General features: G+C 58.5%; 14 protein-coding genes and 3 pseudogenes. 4 read left to right on the forward strand and 13 right to left on the reverse strand.

Annotated elements, in window-relative coordinates:
- Positions 1-206 precede the first annotated feature (206 nt).
- The 5 genes from AWB74_RS37680 to AWB74_RS45955 form a co-directional block, all read right to left on the reverse strand.
- The gene (locus AWB74_RS37680) at positions 207-1,376 is read right to left on the reverse strand and encodes a porin (RefSeq protein WP_061151684.1); all 1,170 of its coding nucleotides are present in this window, start codon (positions 1,374-1,376) and stop codon (positions 207-209) included.
- A 403-nt stretch (positions 1,377-1,779) separates the two neighbouring features.
- A complete protein-coding gene (locus tag AWB74_RS37685; RefSeq protein ID WP_061151685.1) occupies positions 1,780-3,114 on the reverse strand; it encodes an MFS transporter in 1,335 nt (444 codons plus the stop codon).
- Between the two features lie 309 nt (positions 3,115-3,423).
- The gene (locus tag AWB74_RS37690) at positions 3,424-4,245 is read right to left on the reverse strand and encodes an IclR family transcriptional regulator (protein WP_061151686.1); all 822 of its coding nucleotides are present in this window, start codon (positions 4,243-4,245) and stop codon (positions 3,424-3,426) included.
- Between the two features lie 285 nt (positions 4,246-4,530).
- The gene (paaG, locus tag AWB74_RS37695; RefSeq protein WP_061151687.1) at positions 4,531-5,322 is read right to left on the reverse strand and encodes a 2-(1,2-epoxy-1,2-dihydrophenyl)acetyl-CoA isomerase PaaG; all 792 of its coding nucleotides are present in this window, start codon (positions 5,320-5,322) and stop codon (positions 4,531-4,533) included.
- 790 nt (positions 5,323-6,112) lie between these two features.
- On the reverse strand, positions 6,113-6,373 hold the full coding sequence (locus tag AWB74_RS45955) for a hypothetical protein (protein WP_143749401.1): 261 nt from the start codon (positions 6,371-6,373) through the stop codon (positions 6,113-6,115).
- A 457-nt stretch (positions 6,374-6,830) separates the two neighbouring features.
- On the opposite strand from AWB74_RS45955, the gene AWB74_RS37705 reads away from it, so the two are divergent.
- Complete coding sequence (locus AWB74_RS37705) at positions 6,831-7,121, forward strand: hypothetical protein (RefSeq protein ID WP_235024827.1); 291 nt, start codon at positions 6,831-6,833, stop codon at positions 7,119-7,121.
- Between the two features lie 517 nt (positions 7,122-7,638).
- Here the strand turns inward: AWB74_RS37705 and AWB74_RS37715 are convergent.
- From AWB74_RS37715 to AWB74_RS49065, 6 genes and pseudogenes are all read right to left on the reverse strand, one after another.
- On the reverse strand, positions 7,639-8,595 hold the full coding sequence (locus AWB74_RS37715; RefSeq protein ID WP_061151688.1) for an NAD(P)H-dependent flavin oxidoreductase: 957 nt from the start codon (positions 8,593-8,595) through the stop codon (positions 7,639-7,641).
- 38 nt (positions 8,596-8,633) lie between these two features.
- Positions 8,634-9,467 (reverse strand): enoyl-CoA hydratase/isomerase family protein, encoded by an 834-nt coding sequence (locus AWB74_RS37720; protein WP_061151689.1) that lies wholly within the window; start codon positions 9,465-9,467, stop codon positions 8,634-8,636.
- A 986-nt stretch (positions 9,468-10,453) separates the two neighbouring features.
- Positions 10,454-11,098 carry a TetR/AcrR family transcriptional regulator gene (locus tag AWB74_RS37730; protein WP_160110356.1) on the reverse strand — a complete coding sequence of 215 codons (645 nt, stop codon included), beginning with the start codon at positions 11,096-11,098 and terminating at the stop codon, positions 10,454-10,456.
- Positions 11,099-11,648: 550 nt separating this feature from the next.
- Entirely contained in the window at positions 11,649-12,206 is a 558-nt protein-coding gene (locus AWB74_RS48775; RefSeq protein ID WP_087039412.1) for a DUF2889 domain-containing protein, read from the reverse strand.
- A 1,238-nt stretch (positions 12,207-13,444) separates the two neighbouring features.
- Complete coding sequence (locus AWB74_RS37740; protein ID WP_143749402.1) at positions 13,445-14,230, reverse strand: TetR/AcrR family transcriptional regulator; 786 nt, start codon at positions 14,228-14,230, stop codon at positions 13,445-13,447.
- A gap of 149 nt (positions 14,231-14,379) precedes the next feature.
- Positions 14,380-14,502 (reverse strand): annotated as a pseudogene (locus AWB74_RS49065) (IS6 family transposase); the annotation flags it as partial.
- A 401-nt stretch (positions 14,503-14,903) separates the two neighbouring features.
- Between AWB74_RS49065 and leuA the strand changes: the two are divergent.
- Positions 14,904-16,622: a 2-isopropylmalate synthase gene (leuA, locus tag AWB74_RS37750; protein ID WP_061151699.1), complete on the forward strand. Its 1,719-nt coding sequence runs from the start codon at positions 14,904-14,906 to the stop codon at positions 16,620-16,622.
- A gap of 47 nt (positions 16,623-16,669) precedes the next feature.
- Here the strand turns inward: leuA and AWB74_RS48780 are convergent, their stop codons facing one another.
- Positions 16,670-17,149 carry a transposase gene (locus tag AWB74_RS48780; protein ID WP_087039413.1) on the reverse strand — a complete coding sequence of 160 codons (480 nt, stop codon included), beginning with the start codon at positions 17,147-17,149 and terminating at the stop codon, positions 16,670-16,672.
- A 304-nt stretch (positions 17,150-17,453) separates the two neighbouring features.
- On the opposite strand from AWB74_RS48780, the gene panC reads away from it, so the two are divergent.
- Positions 17,454-18,287 (forward strand): pantoate--beta-alanine ligase, encoded by an 834-nt coding sequence (gene panC / locus AWB74_RS37760; RefSeq protein ID WP_061151695.1) that lies wholly within the window; start codon positions 17,454-17,456, stop codon positions 18,285-18,287.
- A gap of 64 nt (positions 18,288-18,351) precedes the next feature.
- Positions 18,352-18,411 (forward strand): annotated as a pseudogene (locus AWB74_RS48285) (aspartate 1-decarboxylase); the annotation flags it as partial.
- A 508-nt stretch (positions 18,412-18,919) separates the two neighbouring features.
- Here the strand turns inward: AWB74_RS48285 and AWB74_RS37765 are convergent.
- Positions 18,920-19,348, reverse strand: a pseudogene (locus tag AWB74_RS37765) (ISNCY family transposase); the annotation flags it as partial.

Below are 19,348 nucleotides of genomic sequence, written 5' to 3' on the forward strand. Positions count from 1 at the left end.
GAGGCGATCTCGAACTGTCAGGGCGAATCGAAAATTCCTAGGGCGCAAAGGATCAAACGCACCGTCGGCGTGTTGAAGCAAGTTGTGCCCATATCAAGGGTTGGTAGTGTCCGAACTCGTGATCTTCAGCGGGTTCGAGCGACCAACCGTGCATGCATAGTCCAGGCTCTGTAAAGATAATAAGTTTTGCTGAATTAAACTACGTATCAAAACTTATGGCGGATAGCAACACGCGCCGTGAACTGATTCTGGTTCGAAGAAGGCGTCAGAAGGTTGATGCTAGCCGTCGCCGCGACCGGCGCGCCCGCTGCGTTGACCGTCTCGCCCAGAGCATGTTGGTACACGCCGACGACGTACACGTCCGTTCGCTTGGACAGGAAGTAGTCCACACCAACCGCGCCTTGGTGGTACTGAGCACGCGAGTTGCCGTTGATTTCCGCGCCGCGCGTGTAGTCATACGCTGCGGCGATTAGCAATGCTGGAGTGAACTGATACTTGAAGTTTAGTTCTGCGTTGTTAAACGTAACCGACTGACCCTTGAACGGCGATGCGTACGATGCGCCCAGGTTGGCGAACCGGATGTTCGAGTACGTTGCGCCGATGGTTGCTGCGCCGAACGTGTATGCGCCGCCTGCACCGATGTCCTGGTACGTGTTAGCCGATGCGAAGCCAGCGTAGACCGGCGACGTCACTGCCGCGGCCGGTGCGGCGATCGTACCGCTGCTGTTGAACAAACCTCCCGAAGCTGCCGGCGTGCGTGCATTCAAGTAACCGACGCCGAGCACGAGAGGACCGTTGTTGTAGCCAGCGCCCAACGACCAAATCTGGTTGCCGGTAAAGTTGCCTGCTTGGCCGCCGAAGCTATACGTGCCGCCGAATGTCAGGCCGCCGTAGTTTGCGCTCCTGTACTTGACGGTGTTGTTGGTGCGGTACGAGTTGATGAAGTTGTCGATGTCGCCCGGATGAGCAGCGATGTAGCCGCCCCATTGGGTACCGGCTGCCAGCGGGCCAACATAGTCAACCACGGAGTCATACTGACGACCCAGCGTGGCGGTGCCGGCTTGACTCGACAGGCCGACGTAAGCCTGACGACCGAACATCAGGCCGCCTTGACCCAGCCTGCCGTTGTTCACGTCAAAGCCGTTCTCCAACACGAAGATTGCCTTCAGACCTCCGCCCAGGTCTTCCGCGCCACGCAAGCCGAAACGCGAACCTTGCAGAACGCCGCTGGACAGGTTGTACAGGTGTTTGCCACCCGAGTTGGTGTTGATGTTGAAGCCTTCGTCAATGATACCGTACAGGGTTACGCTGCTCTGAGCATGAGCGACGCCTGCAAATGCGCCCAGAACTGCGAGAGCGAAAAGCGACTTCTTCATTTTTGATCGTCTCCAAGGACTACTTATAGTTCGTAAAAGTTGAATTTTTTATCTTGCGTTCGGGACTTCTCGGAGTAACTGCAACGTACGTACAACCAGCGCCGTCATCTTCCACGCTGGGCTGAGGACGACGGAAGTTTTCACCAAAACTTCGCTTCCAGCAGATATGCGCGGTGAGTTCGACAAGAGTTTTCAAACGCCGCTGCTCCCGCGGAGGTGGGCGCAGCGCACTGTCGCCCGTAGACGCGCAATTCCGCGGGAATCCTCTTGCCGGCCACGATCGTCTTAACGACTAATCCGGCCAAGTACGACTGCAACCGTCAATTTGCACGGAGACAAATGCGTTGCGTCATCCGATGGCGACTTGCATTTCAATACTCAACGTCTGCTAGACCTTATTCCGTTAGACCTCGCGCTGGCGCAGATTTGCCACATTGCGAGTCGCCCCGGCATACAAAAGGCCGCCCGCTGCGAACAGGGCTCCGAATATATAGATCCCGATGCTCATGCTGCCCGTGTGCGTTTTCAACCATCCGATCGAGGCTGGGCTGACGACTCCACCCAGAAGGCCGATGGTCGCGACTGCCGCGATAGCGTTCGCGACGCCTGGACCGGGCAAGCAAGCAGGCACGCTGGCCCAGAAGAGCGGAATGAACGTAAGCGTTGCTGCCATAGCGACCGACAGCAAAACGAGTGAAACCACCAGCGAACCCGAGGCGAATGGCAGCAAGCAAAGTGTGCCGCCGCCGACCAATGCCATCGCAACAATGCTTTCGCGTAAGCGCCGCGTGCGGTCGGCACGCGCGCCAATCGTGATCATCGCGACCAGCGAGATTACGCTGGGGACGGCGGAGTAGAGGCCGATCGTGGCGATGTCGGTCACGCCGAGCGAGCGAATGATGGTCGGCGTCCAAAAGTGGACCACCGCGACAGCGCCAGCAAACGCAAAATATACGGCCATCAGCGCATACAGGCGAGGATGACGGAGAACCTGTGCGAACGTCTGGCCCTCGCTAGCCGGTGCCCCCGCTTCGAGAGAAGCGGCGATCATGGTCTTTTCGTCGGTTGACAGCCAGTCGGCACGTTCGGGCGACTCATCGAGCAGCGCCGGAACCAGCAGGCCGAGCACGACGCACGGCAAACCTTCAAGCGGGAACATCCACTGCCAGCCGTGCAACCCCCCTACGTCATGCATGTGTTTAAGGATCGCTCCGGATAACGGGTAGGCCAGAATTCCAGATATCACGATTCCCGACGAGAACAGCGCAAACGCCTTGGCGCGGCGTTGCAGCGGAAACCAGCGCGACAAGTAGTAGACGACGATCGGATAGAACCCCGCCTCGAACACCCCCAGCAAAAAGCGCAGCGCATAAAACGAGGTCGGAGTGCGGACAAACATCGTGAGCGACGAGACGCAGCCCCAACCAACTGTCAATAGCATGATCGTCTTAAGCGCGCCGATTCGCGACATCACGTAGGTGTTCGGCAATTCGAACAGCGCATACGACACGAAGAAGATGCCCGCGCCCATACCATAAATGGCGTCGGTGAAACCAAGGTCGGATTTCATCTGGAGCTGCGCAATGCCGACGTTGACGCGGTCTATGTTAGCCATCAAGTAAATGATGAATAACAACGGGATGAGACGGCGAGCGATCTTTTTGAACGTTTTGTCGGCATCGAGAAACTGCGCGGCACTCGCGGCGCTTTCCTCGGGATACTTTGCTAGCGAAACCATAGTTGTCTCCGGCTGATTGTTCTGGATAGTCTGTATAGTCGTCATTCAAGACGAACAGGGGCGCCCATTCTCTTGACCTCAAGCTGAAGTACGCCCGGCGAAACGTCCGCTGTCCTCCATGTCCTATTCAAACGCCGATGCCGACGATCAACAACATAAAGTCGCGGCGTTGTTCACAATGTGCACTCGGGGAAACCAGAGCCGCCTGACATCGGTTCCCCGATGCCTCGGATCACCAACGACATGGAAAACGCATTGTGCATTTGAGGTTCAAGTCGAGCGGTAAGCAGTTAAGGGGGATGATTACATCTAACGAGCGGTCGCTGAGGACGAGCCCTCCTTTGAAATGAGATCGACCAGATGCTCGCGCATCATCGAGGCGACGGCAGGTGCACGGGACAAAGGCAGTTCTGAGGTACGGGCAATTACATTCAGGCCAGCAAGGCCGCACGAGTCTGTTTCGAAGGAGATTCCTACCCCCGCCATCTGGCGCGGATGGACGTACGCGAAGTCGTTCGATCGTGTCCGCTCGAGTAAGCCGCACAACTTGTTCTCCGTCATCCGGTGCTTGTGGTATTCGACACGGCGCCGCGTATAGTGCTCGCGGATGTACTGATCTGATTGACGGGCGAGCAAGGCTACGCCGGAAATTCCAATGCCGAGCAAGCGCATCATCCCGAGATACGAACTAATCTCTGGCATCTGCGGCTCTGCCGACTCCATGTGCAAGCAATGTGCGTAGTCACCCGACTGAATGCATAGCAGCACATGTCCACCCGATTGTCGCGCGAGCCGCTTCATCATCGGCGCGCAGCGATCGATCAGCGGCGGCCGCTGCATCGCCGTCATGCCTAGCGCCATTGTTTCGATGCCGAGCCGGTATTCCTTCTCCGGGCCACGTGACGCCATGCCGGATTCAACTAACGATGAGGCAATCCGGTAGGCCGTAGTACGGTCAAGCCCCGTTTTAGCGACGACTGAGGCAAGTGAGACACCCGTCACGTGATGTTTGGCCAGCAGGCGCAGGACGACGATCGCTCGTTCAAGCGACTGCACGCCGCGCGAGTGGGCGACCGTTTCCGGCGCCCGGACGCTTGCGCGCTCGCTATTGTTTGCACAATGGGTGCTCATCGGATCCACCTATTAGCTCTGAAAACATGACTATCGTTCAACTTCTCAAGCGCTACTTTTCAAGACCGTCCTAGACTAAGTCAGGGTCATTTTTTCTTAGAACCACCACATTTTCTTGATCGGGCTATTGGGCGCTCCGTGGGGATCGGCATGGCAGCGCGCATCAAAGGCGACCGCAATTCGGCGGTGACACTTAATGCCCCCATTGCTTTCCAGGCAAGCCGGGCTTTCCCCCCGCGCCTTTTGGCATTACGACACTGCCACACTCATCAAAATAGTCGGGAATCAGAGCCCCTCGAAGCGCGGCGCGCGCTTCTCCTTAAACGCGGCAACGCCTTCCGCGTGATCCGGCGACGCACCGAGTTCGCGTTGCAAGTCTCGTTCGAGGTTGAGTTGTTGATCGAGTGTGTTGTTGCCGCTCGCACGCATCGCCCTCTTGATGGCGGCCACCGCGCGCGCAGGCCGTTCTGCGAGTTGCGCCGCAAGTGCGTGGGCGGAGGCATGCACTTCGCTATCGGCCACTACACGCCAGACAATGCCCCACTCTTCGGCCTTTTCGGCGCTGAGCTTATCGCCGGTTAGCGCGAGACCGAGCGCACGCGCGTCGCCGACGCGCCGCGGCAGAAACCAAGTTCCTCCCGCGTCCGGCACAAGTGCGACCTTGACAAAGGCCTGGATGAAGCTGGCCGAACGCGCGGCAACAATGAGGTCGCAGGCCATCGCCAGGCTCGCGCCCGCGCCCGCCGCCGTACCGTTCACGGCCGCGATCACCGGCAGCGCCAACGCCTGAAGTCGACGAATCAACGGATTGAAATGCAGTTCAATGATCTCGCCCAGGTCAGGCGGCCTGCCCGGCGTGAAGTCGAGATCAGCCAGATCCTGACCGGCGCAAAAAGCCGGCCCAGCGCCGGTAATGACGAGCGCCCTGGCATTACTTTTCTCAACCAGAGAGAGCGCGTCATTCAACTCGTCGTGCATCTGGCGCGTGAAACTGTTCAACTTGTTGGGCCGATTGAGCGTAAGCGTTGCGAGGCGCGTATCGCCGTCGATGCCCAACAATACGGATTTTTCAGACATGGCAACGTCCTTTGACCATCGATCTGGGAGCATCAGTAGAAAAATCGCCGTTCGGCTTGACGGCTATATCCGATTAATCAAGGAAGCGAACACCAACAACTATAACACTTGTTGGTCGTTTAACAAGTCATATCAGCTACGTGATTTCCCTAGGAAATTGTATGAAAGGAACGGGATCGCACTGGCTAGTGCCCGGCCCGCGCGGCAGAGCGTGACTGCAAGCCCAGAGCATGCGAGAGCGCAATGAAAACAGGGGACCGCAGCGTAGTACGCGATATTGCCACCGCCAAGTCCATGCGCCGTGCGAGTGCCGCAACTGAGCAAAAACGACTGGTGACGCCAAAATAGGGTGCGGGTCAAACTCAGCATCTGCCCCTCTCGACCGTCTCCCCGCGGCGTATGCAATGTGTTCAACAGTGCCGATTTGTCGCATAGCATTTTTTAGCGACCTGCCCGAACGGGCAATTCGTCGGCACCGGCGCCGATGAACGCAAGGGTGATCTTCGTGTATAGGTTCCACGCGGCCTGTGAGTGTGCAGGCCACGCGCCCGCGCCGCGAGCACCATGTTTTGCCTAAACTTGCCGCAGGCAAGCAGGGAGCCGCGGCCCGTGGCGCGATTGACCGTGAACATCGCGCGCGGCCGCGTCAACGAAGCCATAATTGCGGTGTACCTCCGCGTGCATCAAGTCCTTCTCGCCCTTCCCGATGCCTAAAAATGCGATACAAACTTCAGCCCTTTCACACCGCCGGTCGATTTACGGCAGTTTGGTACGCGACGATTGAAAAAAATCAACGATTTGTAGCGCTAAACCGAGGGTGCTCAGCAACGTAGCGCTCAAGAAAGGTTAAGAGCTCAGCCGTCGTAGGACGTGTTCCCCAACTGTCGTTGCGCTTCAATGATGCCAGCGCTACCCAGGAATCGGGGGGGCGCAGTTCTTCAATGATTTCAGCCGCCTCGGCAACGATCAAGCGGCCGGAGGACGTCCGAAAATCCGCAGATATTTCGCGTTCGCCGACTCGTATGACAGCAAGCACAATGTCCAACTTCATTGTCGCCCTCTCCAGACTTTCAATGATGCAGTGCCGCCCTGATCGGCATCCAATAGATTCGGTCGACTCCTTTCACAGACTCGGCGCCGTTCATGGCTGCGTTCGCACGGTCTTTCAAAGATCTACCCGGCCAAAAAAACTAAGCCATTAGCAGGGACCCCATTCAACGCGATTCTATCATTTGTTGGTCGATCAACAAGCAAATAACCTGTAAACTGCATCAAATTTAAGCGATCGAGCAAGAAGGCGCGATCCGGCCCATCATTGCATCTCGTTGCCACCGGCAATTGCCGTAGCGACGCCGGCGATCCAGGCTTTTTACGAGCTCGTCTTCCACTGTCCGCGCTATTGCATCATGGGTGCGCGCATCTACGGGCGGTCGCGGATTGCAAGGTTACGGGCAATTGGATACGTCCGACATTGGTGGCACGCAATCATCCCAAGATGACGAGTCACCATGCGCGATGCGAACATAAGTGGTAGCGAGAATATGAAGACCAGCGAAAGATACAGCGACGAAATCCAAAAACTGCGAGAGGCTCGTGCGCTGGCTGCCGCGGGCGCGAACTACGAAGACGCCTCCGTCTGGCGGTGGTTCTCCGCAATGTTCGAGGCCGGAAAGATTCGCTGGTGCTTATCGCACGACGGATGGCTTGTGAGCGTGAACCATCGCCATGTGGCCACTTCCCCGTCGTTCGATGAAGCCATTCGAACGGCAATGGCCCAATCAAGCGTCTCGCTGACCTAACCGCTGTACTGCGGTCTCATCAAGGCGATGACATGACATCCGTTGGGACAAGGAGTTGCGGTTTCAGCACTGCGATCTTGCGGGGATCGTGTTCGATCCGCAGTATTCGTCCTGTTCCGTGAAGTGCTTGAGGGTTGGCGGATTCAACCGGTCGTCGCAACACCTCATACTGTTTTACATGTGGACACGCAAGCCCAAGGGTGCGGACGGCGTGCACTCCGGCATCAAGGAAAGTACCCGCTGGACCGAAGGATATGAGCGGGTTGCTGAACAAGCGGCTGCACTGCCTGCCACGAGACTGGTCTATATGGCTGACCGAGAATCGGACATCATGCCGCTAAAGGTCAAAGAAAACGAGCTGCGCCACCTGGTGGATTCATTACTGCGTTCGCAGCATAATCGCACCTTGGCTGACGACGGCAAGTTGTGGGACAAAGTGACATCGTGCCAGGGCAACGGCGCGAGACTCGCAAGCCGCTATTCCAGAAGCGGATCAGGTTGCTATTGCTTAATTTCCTCAATGGCTCGAAAGCTCTTGCCCACCGACTCCCGCCGCGCAGGCAGCCTGGTATTCGCGGACGAGCCGCGCGACCAGTGTGGCGACTTCGGGAACATCGTCGATGAGATCGATGCCTTGCCCGGCGCTCCAGATGTCCCGCCACGGCCGGATGTCGTTCGGCAGATGATCGAAGCGCCCGGCCCCTGGCTTCGCGAGCGTCTCGATATCGATCCCGCAGCGCTGCAGCGACGGCTTCAACCAGTTCGCCGCCACGCCGGTGATGTCGGGCGTGTAGACCAGGTCTTCCGAGGTCAATTCGACGAGCATCTGCTTGTACTCGGCAGGCGCATTGGCTTCCTTCGTGGCAATGAAGCGCGTCCCCATGTACGCATAGTCGGCGCCTAAAACCTCCGCAGCCCGCACGCCGGCGCCCGTCGAGATTCCCCCCGCCATCACTAGGGGACCCTTGAATGTAGTGCGGATTTTTTCAATCAGCGTGAGATGAGACAGCAGCCCGGAATGGCCGCCGCCTCCCAAGCCGATGGCGATGAGGCCGTCGACTCCCTGGCCGATTGCCTTCTTCGCGAACTCCAGACTGATGACGTCATGGAGCACTCCCATGCTTTTCGAATGCGCGACGCGCACGACCTCGCGCGGCCCGCCGCCGACACTGATGACAGTCTCGACCCCGTAGCTACCTGCAAGCTGCAAAGTGTCCGTGATGTCGGACGCCGACAGCTTCGCGCCCACGTTGACCACAAGAGGGCCCACCTTGACGGAACGGGCCAGCGCTTCTTTTCGCGCGGTCTGGATCGCTTCCAGCCAGCCTTCGAACTGCTCGAGGTTTCTCGCGTTGTGGCGCGGGATCACACCCACCAGTCCAGCGAGGCAAGCCTCGCGCACCAGGTCGGGCCCGGTGACGAGGAACATAGGGGCGCAAATGACGGGAAGCGAGAGGCTGGAGCGGTCGAACATGCTAGGTGGCTCTTTTAGGAAAGTGAATGGGTAAGAGGCTATTTCGGCTGCGTCGGCTTGCGCCAGTTTTGCACGCTGAAGCCCGTGAACAACAGAGGCGACTTTCCAACGAAGCGCTGGACAGCATCAGCGTGGTAGTCGGTGCCAATGGCGATGCTCTGGGCGAGCGCCTCGGCCTGCGCCATCGCCGTCTGGCTCGACTCGAACGTCTGATTGAGCAGCTGCTTTGTGAGTGCGACAGCGGCAACGGACGCCAGCTTCATCTTGCGAGCGAGCTCGGTGGCCGCTTCGATGGCTTCGCCTTCGGGCACCAGGTCGTAGACGATGCCCATTGCTTTGGCCTCGTCGGCACCCAGCACCCGCGCCGAGAAGATCAACTCCTTGGCCCGCTGCAACCCCACGATGCGAGGCAGCATGAAGAGAATGGACGTGTCCGGCACCAGTCCCATGCGGCCAAACGCTGCGCAAAAGCTTGACCTAGGCGTCGCGATGATGAAGTCGGCCGCGAGCGCAATGCTAAATCCCGCACCGAAAGCTGGCCCGTCGACAGCCGCGATGACGGGCATCTCGAGCTTGATGAGGTCGCGAAACCAATCCTGAACGTCCGTCATGCGGCTGTGCATCATCAGGCCGGTCTTTTTCGTGGCCATGCCCTTCACGTCACCGCCGCCGCAGAAGGCACCGCCGCGCCCGCCGATCACCAGGGCTCTGACATCGAGCTCCTTGTGGTCGAGCCCTTTGCGCAAGCGTCTGATGACGTCAGCGATTTCTCCGCGCATGACGTCATCAAGCGCGTTCTTGGCCGCTGGCCGGTTCAAGTAAAGGAACGCGATGCCGTCTTCGATGTTGAAATCGACCGCTTTATAAGTCATGCACTCATCCCCGAAAAATGGGCATTGCTGCCATCCAGCGGCCTCACCCTGCGCGATTTGACGACGCTCCGAAAATACAGGTCTTCGCCGTGACGCTGAATTTCGGCGTCCTTCTGCCATCTGCTCATACTCGCCAAAGCATTTCCTTGCCAAGCGGCCTTCCAGTGCATGCGGTGCGGGCTATCCGAGCGGCATAGAAGCTCAACAGGCCACCCGGTATTGATTCTTGCGTCCGGCACATGGGCAGCCTAAACGGCCCCACCCATGACGGGCCGGCGTGGCGCCGGAGGAAAGACACACCACGAGCCGTCGGCATGGCGGAAGAATACGATGGCCAGCGTGCCCTCTTGGTGCGCGGCTTCCACGAGCACATAACGGCACAGTTTCCTACGCGTCCGGCTAGAGCGGGTAACGCGAAGATGCTCGGCGTCGTGCGCGCCAAGCCACGATTCGACGACGCGACGCAACGACCTTTGCTGTCCAATCACTATTCACTCCTGCGACTATGAGCTTGACTCGCTTCCGAAGCGTCGAGCGCTCAGACGATTTCGGTCAATTCCGGAACGACCACGGAGAGGTCCACGACGAGACCGTAACAAGGTGGGCTCGAAGAGTGCACCTTGGTCCTATAACAACTTGCCTGGCCTCGATGCCAATCATGCGCAAGCGGGAAACGTAGGTCACTGGTGTCTCCTGTCCATTGGCTATTCGTAATTGGCAGAAGGAGGTCCCGAGCGGCAGGGTCAACATTCACTGATTCTACGAACTTGTTGGTCCGATAGCAAGTACACGGATGAGAAAAGATGGGGTTATGCGGATTTATGGACGCGCAGGTACACGCGAGCGCTTGCTTGGGAATACATTTGGCGGCGAACTCAATCAGCACGTTATACACGTCCTCGCGATGCAGGTTCAGGCTTACGAAGGGCTCGCAGCATACCCGCGAACATTCATGAATAGCTACGAGACGGGTTCGAGCTCTGCTCTCACGGTAAGGTTGACGGCTTGCGCAATGAGCTGCTGGCTGCGCTCATGCTAGGTGCGGCTAACGCCCGCTCGATCATTTGCACGAGCCGGTCTTTGTCTCGGCATAAGTCTGCCACGTGACCTTGCGAAAGACGCTGCTGCGCAAGCCCCCGTAGAGCGCCCACCACAAACTCCGCACCAAAAGCGGGATCAACATCGCGGCGCACCTCGCCCTGTGCAATGCCCAGCCGTAAATTTTCCTCTAGCCACATGAACATTTCATGGTTATACCTAGCCACGACTTCCGCAGTGTCGGAAGTCTCAAGCAAAGCCTCAGCGAGAAGCAGAAGAAGCGCCCGCGTATCGGTCCACGTCGGATCGCTGCGCCCGAAGTACACCCGTACAAAGCTTAGCACTGCCTGCAGACCAGGCAGCGACGGCGGCGCGGCATGCATTTCTTGCGCAAACGAATGGTTGATATGGGAGGTCAGAGCGCGCAACAGCGCACCTTTGCTACCAAAATGATGCGTAGCGTGTCCTCGACTGTAACCGGCGGTCTCGCCGACCTCCGCCAAGGTCATTCCCACCCACCCTTTACGGGAGAGTAAACCGAGAGCGGCGGCTATAAGCCGCGCCTCCGACTCCGCCCGACGTTCGTGCTGCAAGCGGCGCGCCGACCCTAATAGCCGTCGCGGTGCGGCTCGCGCCGCTTGTCCTTTTGCCACAGCCCCGCTCCTTGAAAGTTCGGCGAATCCTATCATCTGTAGTTGTGTTCGATCGATTTAGTGTGAGTTGAAAAACAGTCTTGCGTCCAATCGATTTACGTAGGATCGAGGGAAGAAAGCTCGAATGTGCAACTACGGCTTCGCCCGACTTGCTCGCGCGACTGGCGGTCCTGGCGCGCTGATTTGCATCCAGGCAGGGGGCTGGTTGGGGGCGTGTCCCTGGCGGCTCCGCAGCGGCCTGGCTGAAGGGACGCTGCGCTTGCTTTTACCGAAGCGCTAGAATCACGCAACCCGTTGTGACGCGCCCCTGATCCTCCTTACGTCAACAAGCACGCCAACTAGCAGCGCACAGATCTGCCATTCGAATCATGGACAAAGCCTCGCCGATTTTTGAGGCGTCCAACGATATCGAATGTGGGGCGTACAGCGCGCGTATCGTTCGCTGCAGGCAGCGGAAATCACTTAGGCAGTTGCGCGTTGCGTTTGCCCACTACTGTTCTCCCGATTCGTAGAGATGCGGCCAATATAGCCGTATGATCTCGCGGTCTCGCGCAAACGCGTAGCAGCTATCAAGTTTCACGTCCGTCTGGCTCGCATCAACCGAGGTTTGTCCTTCCCTGCGCAACCCTTTGATGCCCTGTATAGCTGCCGTCGCTAACGGGATGAGCAATTCACGTAAATGCGTACAAGTTGAAGAGTCCTGGAGCCGCTGCCTAACGATGGATGACCATCCTGCAGCAATGCGCTCACCGATCAACGGCGATAGACTCGATTGCGCTTCCCTACATACGTCAAAAGGCGTCCGGTCCGATGAGGCTTCGATATTTTTCACAACGTAGTCTTCGCTAACCGTGACCCTCAGTGAGAGATCGTGTAGAGGTGCTCTCGCCGGCAGAGCTTTGGAGTGGCCGACAACCGGAAATGCGAATGGCTTAATGTCGACCAGTCGTGCTTCGATATCGTACAACCCGTCATCACGAGCGAAAACCTTCATGTCGATTGAGCGGTTATGTATCTCTCGTCGTCGAACTGCCGCGGAAAAAGTCATTTATCGCCCTCAAAGAGCTACTGCCGGAGTGGCCGAACGCAAAGGTATGAGCGCCTCGGGAAAAGCGCGCGAGTGCGAATGCACCGGGCCGCCGTTATTGGCACCACCGCACCTCGGCGTCGCGCAACCATCGCGGTTAGACGACAGTTGCAACTTGGCGCGGTGATATTGCGGATCAGACCCAGCGCGCGAAACTCTCCACCGTTTCGCGCGGCGTGTGCAAAGTATTCTCGGGCGCCGACTCATCCGCATACCCTAAGGCCATGCCGCAAACCAGCTTTTCATCAGCACTAGCGCCCATAAACGGAAGGATGATCTTCCCATAATAACTCCACGCGGCCTGCGGGCAGGTGTGCAGCCCGTGTGCCCTCGCACTGCTTCACTCTGCCGGTGATGGAGCTCTTCCGTTTCGTCTGATGGTTTCACGTGCTTCCGCCTATCTCAATGACCGGTCAAGAGACGTCACCATTATAGTCACTTGTTTGTTGTATAACAAGGAAATGGGAAGCCGGCTAGTGCGTTTTTGCGGCCCCAGCACGCGTGGCACCTGGATCGGGCTCGGTCTGCAGCAACGTTCGAACGCGATTTCGCTCGAGACCTGCTGCCAACCTTAACCTTCGGTGTCGATGAGCGCGTCGGCTGGAAGGACGACGTCTTGCAGGTGCACTTCGTTGAAATCGTGCTATCCGGCGGTGTTGACAATCGGCTCGCTTACGATTCCGGGCATCTTCATGTCGACCAGAAATTGGCTCAGGCCAGCGCTGTGTCTCACCGACCGGCGACGTACAACACAACAGAGCCATGTAATGGCTACGGCGCGCCGCGGACGGCGTGCCGCTTGCAGATAGAATCGCGCATCCAGAACGAACTCACGCGCGTGCATATGCGTCCTCAAGGCACTCGTTGCATCGAGCCATGGACGCGTCAGCTGTCCCCATCGCGACTGAGTCGGATTTCAGAATGCGGCGGCAACGCGATCGTCGGTAAGCCGAGGTCTTTAATGTCAGCGCGATCTGCAAGCCGATGGCCAATCGTAGGTTCGGCAATGGCACGGCCGCGGCGTGCTCGCCAGCGATCGCCAAGAGTCCGCGTGCGTCGGGCCGACTCACGCCAGCACCGCCTTTTGCTTTCAGGGAGTAACGCCTTGTCGAATCCGGCGCTTTGCAGAACTGCCCATAAGTCCGAGAGGCGAGCCGGCGAAAATACGCTGGGTCGCTTGATTGAGAATGTCACCCATTTCATCGCTCATTGCGTGCCTCAGTTGACGCGCGGTCGCCGGACGCCGCGAACATCTGCTCGATCATTTTCACCACCTGTTCTTTGTTTCGGCGGATGTTCGCCACTCGGCCCTGCGAAAGTCGCTGTTGCGCCAGCCCGCGCAGAGCGCCCACAACAAACTCAGCGCCTAAAGCGGGATCTACGTCGCGGCGCACCTCGCCCTGCACAATGCCGATCCGCAGGTTCTCCTCAATCCACTCGAACATCTCACGGTTGCACTCAGCCACAACATGGACCGTATCGGAGTTCTCCAACAGTGTCTCCGCGAGGAGCAGCAAAAGAGCGCGTGTATTCGTCCACTGCGCATCACTGCGCCCCAAATACACACGCGCATAGCCGAGTACCGCCTGCAGGCCAGCAGGCGATGGCTGCACGGATTGCATTTCCTCCGCGAAAGAGCGATACATATTCGCGGTTAAGGTGCGTAGTAGCTCACCTTTGTTGCCGAAGTGATGCGTCGCCAGCCCCCTGCTGTAGCCGGCCGCCTCGCCGACCTCTGCCAGCGTCATTCCTACCCAACCTTTGCGTGAGAGCAAGTCAAGTGCGGCGGCGAGAAGCCGCGCTTCCGCTTCCGAACGCCGCTCTTCCTGTGACCGGCGCCGCGACATCGATCCGGGCGCTTTCGAGGTCGGGGCCGTCGCTCCTTTCGCTGATCCGAGCTCTGCAGGCAGCTCAGCGTTTCGTTCACCGACAGCTTCGCGCGATCGTGCCCGCACCGCGCCTTGCACCGCTTGTCCCTTAGTCACCGTCTAGCTCCTTGATTACCGACGATCTATTCTACCGCTTACTGGTCGGTCATCAAGATTGTTGACCGGTGACTGTCAAGCGTCGTGGACTTCTCCCTATTAACGCTGCGCATCTGAGCGACGGCCAGATTGCTCCGGGACGGTCTCGTCACACCGCGCTCGAAGAGCAGTTCATCGATGTCTCGCAAGCTCAACTGAGCGGAAGCCCAGCGCGCAGCGCAACTGATGGCCTCGGCTGGGAAACGATGACCGTGATAGGGCGATTCCGTCATCGCGCCGTCTTACGTGATCGACCTATTAACCTGACATTACGCCGGGCGGCGACGCCGACCGTGCCAAATATGCGGCAATCGGCGAAGGGGACTGGATGACCTTTCGCTTGGTGAAGCCAAAGTAAGGGGTACGGATACGGATACGGTCGGATCGTACGGCGCTTGACGCGATCCCAACAATGTGTTCCTATCGCATGCTATGTACCGCGCCCAGACCATCCTATCCCAACTACTAGCCCGCTCTACCGGGCTAGGTCTGCTGCTGCGCGCTTCCGCCTGACTCCGAAGCAACGCTTGATTCCCCAGTAACTGACCCAGCCCCGGTTTCCGACCGGCGGCCATGCTTTTGCCTTTTCGTCGTCCGGTCGACTACCCGCTTGTCGAACCTACGGATGATGAAAATGTTGAAGAACCCTGCTACCAAATACCGATCGTTCAAACCTGTCAATTTGACGGAGCGTCAGTGGCCGTCGCGCACCATTACGCGCGCGCCGATCTGGATGAGCACCGACTTGCGCGACGGAAACCAGTCGCTGTTCGAACCGATGAACGCCGAGCGCAAGATGCGCATGTTCAAGACCCTCGTGCAGATAGGGTTCGAGGAAATCGAAGTCGGGTTTCCGTCCGCTTCACAGACCGACTTCAATTTCGTGCGTGAGTTGATCGAAGGCGGCCATATCCCCGACGACGTCACCATCGAAGTCTTGACGCAAGCCCGCGACGATCTGATCGAGCGCACGTTCGAATCGCTGCGTGGTGTGCCGCGCGCCATCGTTCACCTGTACAACGCGACTGCGCCGGAATTTCGGCGCATTGTGTTCGGTCTGGAGAAAAGCGGCGTGAAGGAACTCGCGCAAAGCGCCGCACGCACCATGCAACGTCTCGTCGATGCCACGCCCGAAACGCACATCACACTGCAATACAGCCCCGAAGCGTTCAGCAGCACCGAACTCGAATTCGCCAAGGAAGTCTGCGACGCCGTATTCGACATCTGGCAACCGACGCCCGAGCACAAGGCCATCGTCAATCTGCCCGCCACCGTCGAAATGTCGACGCCGAACGTCTACGCTGACCAAGTCGAATGGATGCACCGCAATCTCGCGCGCCGCGATTCGTTGATCGTGTCCGTGCATCCGCATAACGACCGGGGCACTGCGGTGGCGGCCGCCGAACTCGCGGTGATGGCCGGGGCCGATCGTATTGAGGGTTGCCTGTTCGGCAATGGCGAACGCACCGGCAATGTCGATCTCGTCACGCTTGCGTTGAATCTCTACACGCAAGGCGTCGATCCTGGGCTCGATTTTTCGAACATCAACGAAGTCGCACGGACCGCTGAAGAATGCACACAGTTGCCGGTACATCCGCGTCATCCGTACGTCGGCGATCTGGTGTTCACCGCGTTTTCCGGTACGCATCAGGACGCGATCAAGAAAGGCCTCGCCGTGCAAAAGCCGGATGCTATCTGGGAAGTGCCGTATATGCCGATCGATCCGAGCGATCTCGGCCGTACTTACGATTCTGTCATTCGTGTGAATAGCCAGTCCGGCAAGGGCGGGATTGCGTACCTGCTCGAGCAGGGTTATGGCGTTGTGTTGCCACGACGGTTGCAGGTGGATTTCAGCTCCGCTGTGCAGCGCTATACCGATGATAGTGGGCAGGAAGTCACGCCCTCGCAGATCTGGGAGTTGTTCCAGCAGGAATATGTGCACAGCGTGGCCCCTGTGCGTTATATCGGTCACCACTTGTCCGAGCAGGGGGACGGCGCGAGGATCAATCTCACTGTCGAGATTAATGGCTCGCGACGCGTTTTGAGCGGCGCAGGCAATGGGCCGATTGATGCGTTGATGCACGCGATGGGGGTACCGGTGCGGATTCAGCACTATGAAGAGCGGGCTTTAACGCAGGGGGCCGATGCTCAGGCTGTGGCTGTTGCTGAGATGGCCGGGGCTGATGTGGCTGGTAGCGCGTTTGGAGTTGGTATTGATGCCAACCTGGTTACTGCTTCTATTCGGGCTGTTATTAGTGGCGTTAATCGCGCTTATGCAAGGGTTGGTGCCGCTGCGCAGGGTGGTTTTTTTGATTTGGCTATGAAGGACGAGGATGAGCAAGTTGGGGTTTGAGGGATTGGGCCTTTCTTCCTTTGTATGCCGATGGCCTTTTTCTATTGTTAATGCCTTATTAGCGCCCCCTGTGCTCCTGTGCGTGGGCACTCGCTTTCTTTACCGCCACAAAGAAAGCAACTGTATTGAGAGTCAAGTGCTGAGTTGGAGGGGATCAAACTTTCGGCGGGATCCCAGTCTTCGCCATCGCGCATCATGGCGTTGAGCTGAGCGAGCAGCTTACGCATGGCGGCGACCAAGGCGACCTTGGTTCTTTTGCCTCGGGCGCGTAGCTGATCGCAGAACGCCTTGATGTAGGGATTGGCGCGTTGCGCGGCGACACAGCCCATGTAGAGGGCGCGCCGTACGAAATGACGGCCGCCTTTGGTGTGACTCCGTCTGCAATGGATTCCGCTGTCGGATTGAATGGAGCGAGGCCGACGACCGAGGCGATCTGTCGGTGGTTGAGGGTACCCAATTCCGGCAGGAAGCCGATGAGCGTAGCTGCCGTGCCTTTTTCGATGCCTGGCGCGGAGGGCAGCTGGGATTCGGTTTTACGCCAGAGTTTGTTGGCGTGCAAGAAGGCGTCGATGTGTCGATGTCGCCATCGATGTCCTTGATACGTTGAGTGATGAACTGGATGAACTCATCGATACTGGCAAGGTGGCTTTGTGAGCGCGCTTGCGGCGATTTCGCTCGGCGGTGAGCATATCGATGAGTTGCGCGCGGCTACTGCCCTAGGCGGATCTAGCCACTTGTTGCTTGCTCAACAAGTGATATACGCTATAAATCCGTCGATTTATCGATCGGGCGGGAAGACGTCCGATTTACCCGCACCTATACAGGCGCTTAATGAAAGTCATCAGCTCCATCCATGAATTGCGCGACCAGTTGCGCGGCCAAAATCGCACCGCCCTCGTGCCCACCATGGGCAATCTGCACGAAGGGCATCTATCGCTGATGCGCCTCGCGCGCCAGCACGGCGATCCGGTGGTGGCGAGCATCTTCGTCAATCGTCTGCAGTTCGGGCCGAACGAGGATTTCGACAAATACCCGCGCACGCTCGAAGCCGATATCGAGAAGCTGCGGAAAGAAGACGTCTACGTGCTGTTCGCGCCGAGAGAGCGCGATCTGTACCCGGAGCCGCAGGAGTATCGCGTGCATCCGCCGCACGATCTGGGCGACATTCTCGAGGGCGAATTCCGCCCCGGTTTTTTCCAGGGCGTGTGCACTGTAGTGATGAAACTGATGTCGTGCGTGCAACCGCGCGCCGCGGTGTTCGGCAAAAAGGATTATCAGCAGTTGATGATCGTGCGCCGCATGTGCAACCAATTCTCGCTGCCCACCGACATCATCGCGGCCGAAACCGTGCGCGATACCGACGGTCTTGCGCTCAGCTCGCGCAACCGCTATTTGCGGCCGGCCGAGCGCACCGCGGCGCCGATGCTGGCCGCCGAGCTCAACCGTGTGCGCGACGCGGTGCTCGCGGGCGGGCGCGACTTCCCGGCGCTGGAGCGCGCGGCAATGGCGTCGCTCACGGCTCGTGGCTGGCAGCCCGACTACGTCGCGGTGCGCAGGCGTTCGAATCTGCTGCCGCCGGGTCCGCAAGACGCGAACTCGGAACTGGTGGTGCTCGCCGCAGCCAAGCTCGGCGCCACGCGTCTTTTCGACAGCCTCGAGATCTAAAGCCGTCTGGAACGGCGGAGACACGCATAAGAAGTTAAAAGGACGGATTGGTTATGCAACGCAAATGCTGAAGTCGAAGATTCACCGCGTCGCGGTCACGCACTGCGAGTTGCACTACGAAGGATAGTGCGCGATCGACGAAGACCTGCTCGAAGCGGCGAATATCGTCGAAAACGAACGGAGCAGTCGCGACCACGTTCCCACGCAGCCCTGGTCCTAGACAAGTTCGACAAGCAGGGAGGCTAGTCGAGCCCGCAACTAGCGCCCCGTCGAAACGACCAAGCCGACGTATATGACCGCGGCGCAGATGTGTGCGTGGCGCCGAGTGCAAGCCCAATCCTTTTTCGCCGGCGACACCGGCTACGCGGCATTGTCAGCGGAACTGCCCGGCGGTGGCTGGCCGCTATAAGCCGCCGCGAGTGTGTGATTCATTCTGCGCAGCCTTTGCCTTCGCTCGATCATCAACATTCAATAATTACCCAGTACTCCCTGTCAAAGCAAAATTGAAATGTCGTACCGCCGGCTAAATACAGATGTCGTGTTTTTGATGTGTGATTGGCGCTGTTTTCAACGGTTTGAAACCACGTAGTGTTGAAGGACGGCCTTGATCGGACCGGGGCGTTTCATACTGTTCAGCGAGTGCGAACAGACCGTTGGCCAGGTGTTGAAGGCGTCTTAGACTGCTGCGCGACCTGCACGATTGCTTGATCCAGATCGGCTCGGGTGAATGCGCGCGACTTCTTCGTGCCGGGCAAGGGCTTGTGAGTGCGCACCGCAGCACCTCGGTTTGTGCGAGACGGCGAGCCTGAGATCCGACGGTTATCCCGCTGCGCCTGTAACGCTTGCGCGACCTGTAACGCATGACCAAGACGCTTGTTCTCGATGATCGCGCCTTGGTCGACGTCTGCGAGCTTGTCGTACGGCACAGCATGCAGCACGCTGCCGTCAGCGCGGATTTCGAGGCGCCCATCTGGGTATTCCCACACGTCGATGTAGCGGCCGATCAGCCTGCGGTTCGCTGCCGTGTCATCGAGCAGCCAGAGTACGCGATCGTTCAGCAA

Origin of the sequence: Caballeronia arvi, assembly GCF_001544695.2 — a bacterium.
In the GTDB taxonomy this organism is placed as follows: Bacteria; Pseudomonadota; Gammaproteobacteria; order Burkholderiales; family Burkholderiaceae; genus Caballeronia; species Caballeronia arvi.

What these genes read in the sequence shown, in the direction of transcription:
- AWB74_RS37680 (WP_061151684.1), bottom strand. Translation starts at nt 1,376, where the DNA reads ATGAAGAAGTCGCTTTTCGCTCTCGCAGTTCTGGGCGCATTTGCAGGC.
- AWB74_RS37685 (WP_061151685.1), bottom strand. Translation starts at nt 3,114, where the DNA reads ATGGTTTCGCTAGCAAAGTATCCCGAGGAAAGCGCCGCGAGTGCCGCG.
- AWB74_RS37690 (WP_061151686.1), bottom strand. Translation starts at nt 4,245, where the DNA reads ATGAGCACCCATTGTGCAAACAATAGCGAGCGCGCAAGCGTCCGGGCG.
- paaG (WP_061151687.1), bottom strand. Translation starts at nt 5,322, where the DNA reads ATGTCTGAAAAATCCGTATTGTTGGGCATCGACGGCGATACGCGCCTC.
- AWB74_RS45955 (WP_143749401.1), bottom strand. Translation starts at nt 6,373, where the DNA reads ATGAAGTTGGACATTGTGCTTGCTGTCATACGAGTCGGCGAACGCGAA.
- AWB74_RS37705 (WP_235024827.1), top strand. Translation starts at nt 6,831, where the DNA reads ATGCGCGATGCGAACATAAGTGGTAGCGAGAATATGAAGACCAGCGAA.
- AWB74_RS37715 (WP_061151688.1), bottom strand. Translation starts at nt 8,595, where the DNA reads ATGTTCGACCGCTCCAGCCTCTCGCTTCCCGTCATTTGCGCCCCTATG.
- AWB74_RS37720 (WP_061151689.1), bottom strand. Translation starts at nt 9,467, where the DNA reads ATGACTTATAAAGCGGTCGATTTCAACATCGAAGACGGCATCGCGTTC.
- AWB74_RS48775 (WP_087039412.1), bottom strand. Translation starts at nt 12,206, where the DNA reads ATGACTTTTTCCGCGGCAGTTCGACGACGAGAGATACATAACCGCTCA.
- leuA (WP_061151699.1), top strand. Translation starts at nt 14,904, where the DNA reads ATGTTGAAGAACCCTGCTACCAAATACCGATCGTTCAAACCTGTCAAT.
- panC (WP_061151695.1), top strand. Translation starts at nt 17,454, where the DNA reads ATGAAAGTCATCAGCTCCATCCATGAATTGCGCGACCAGTTGCGCGGC.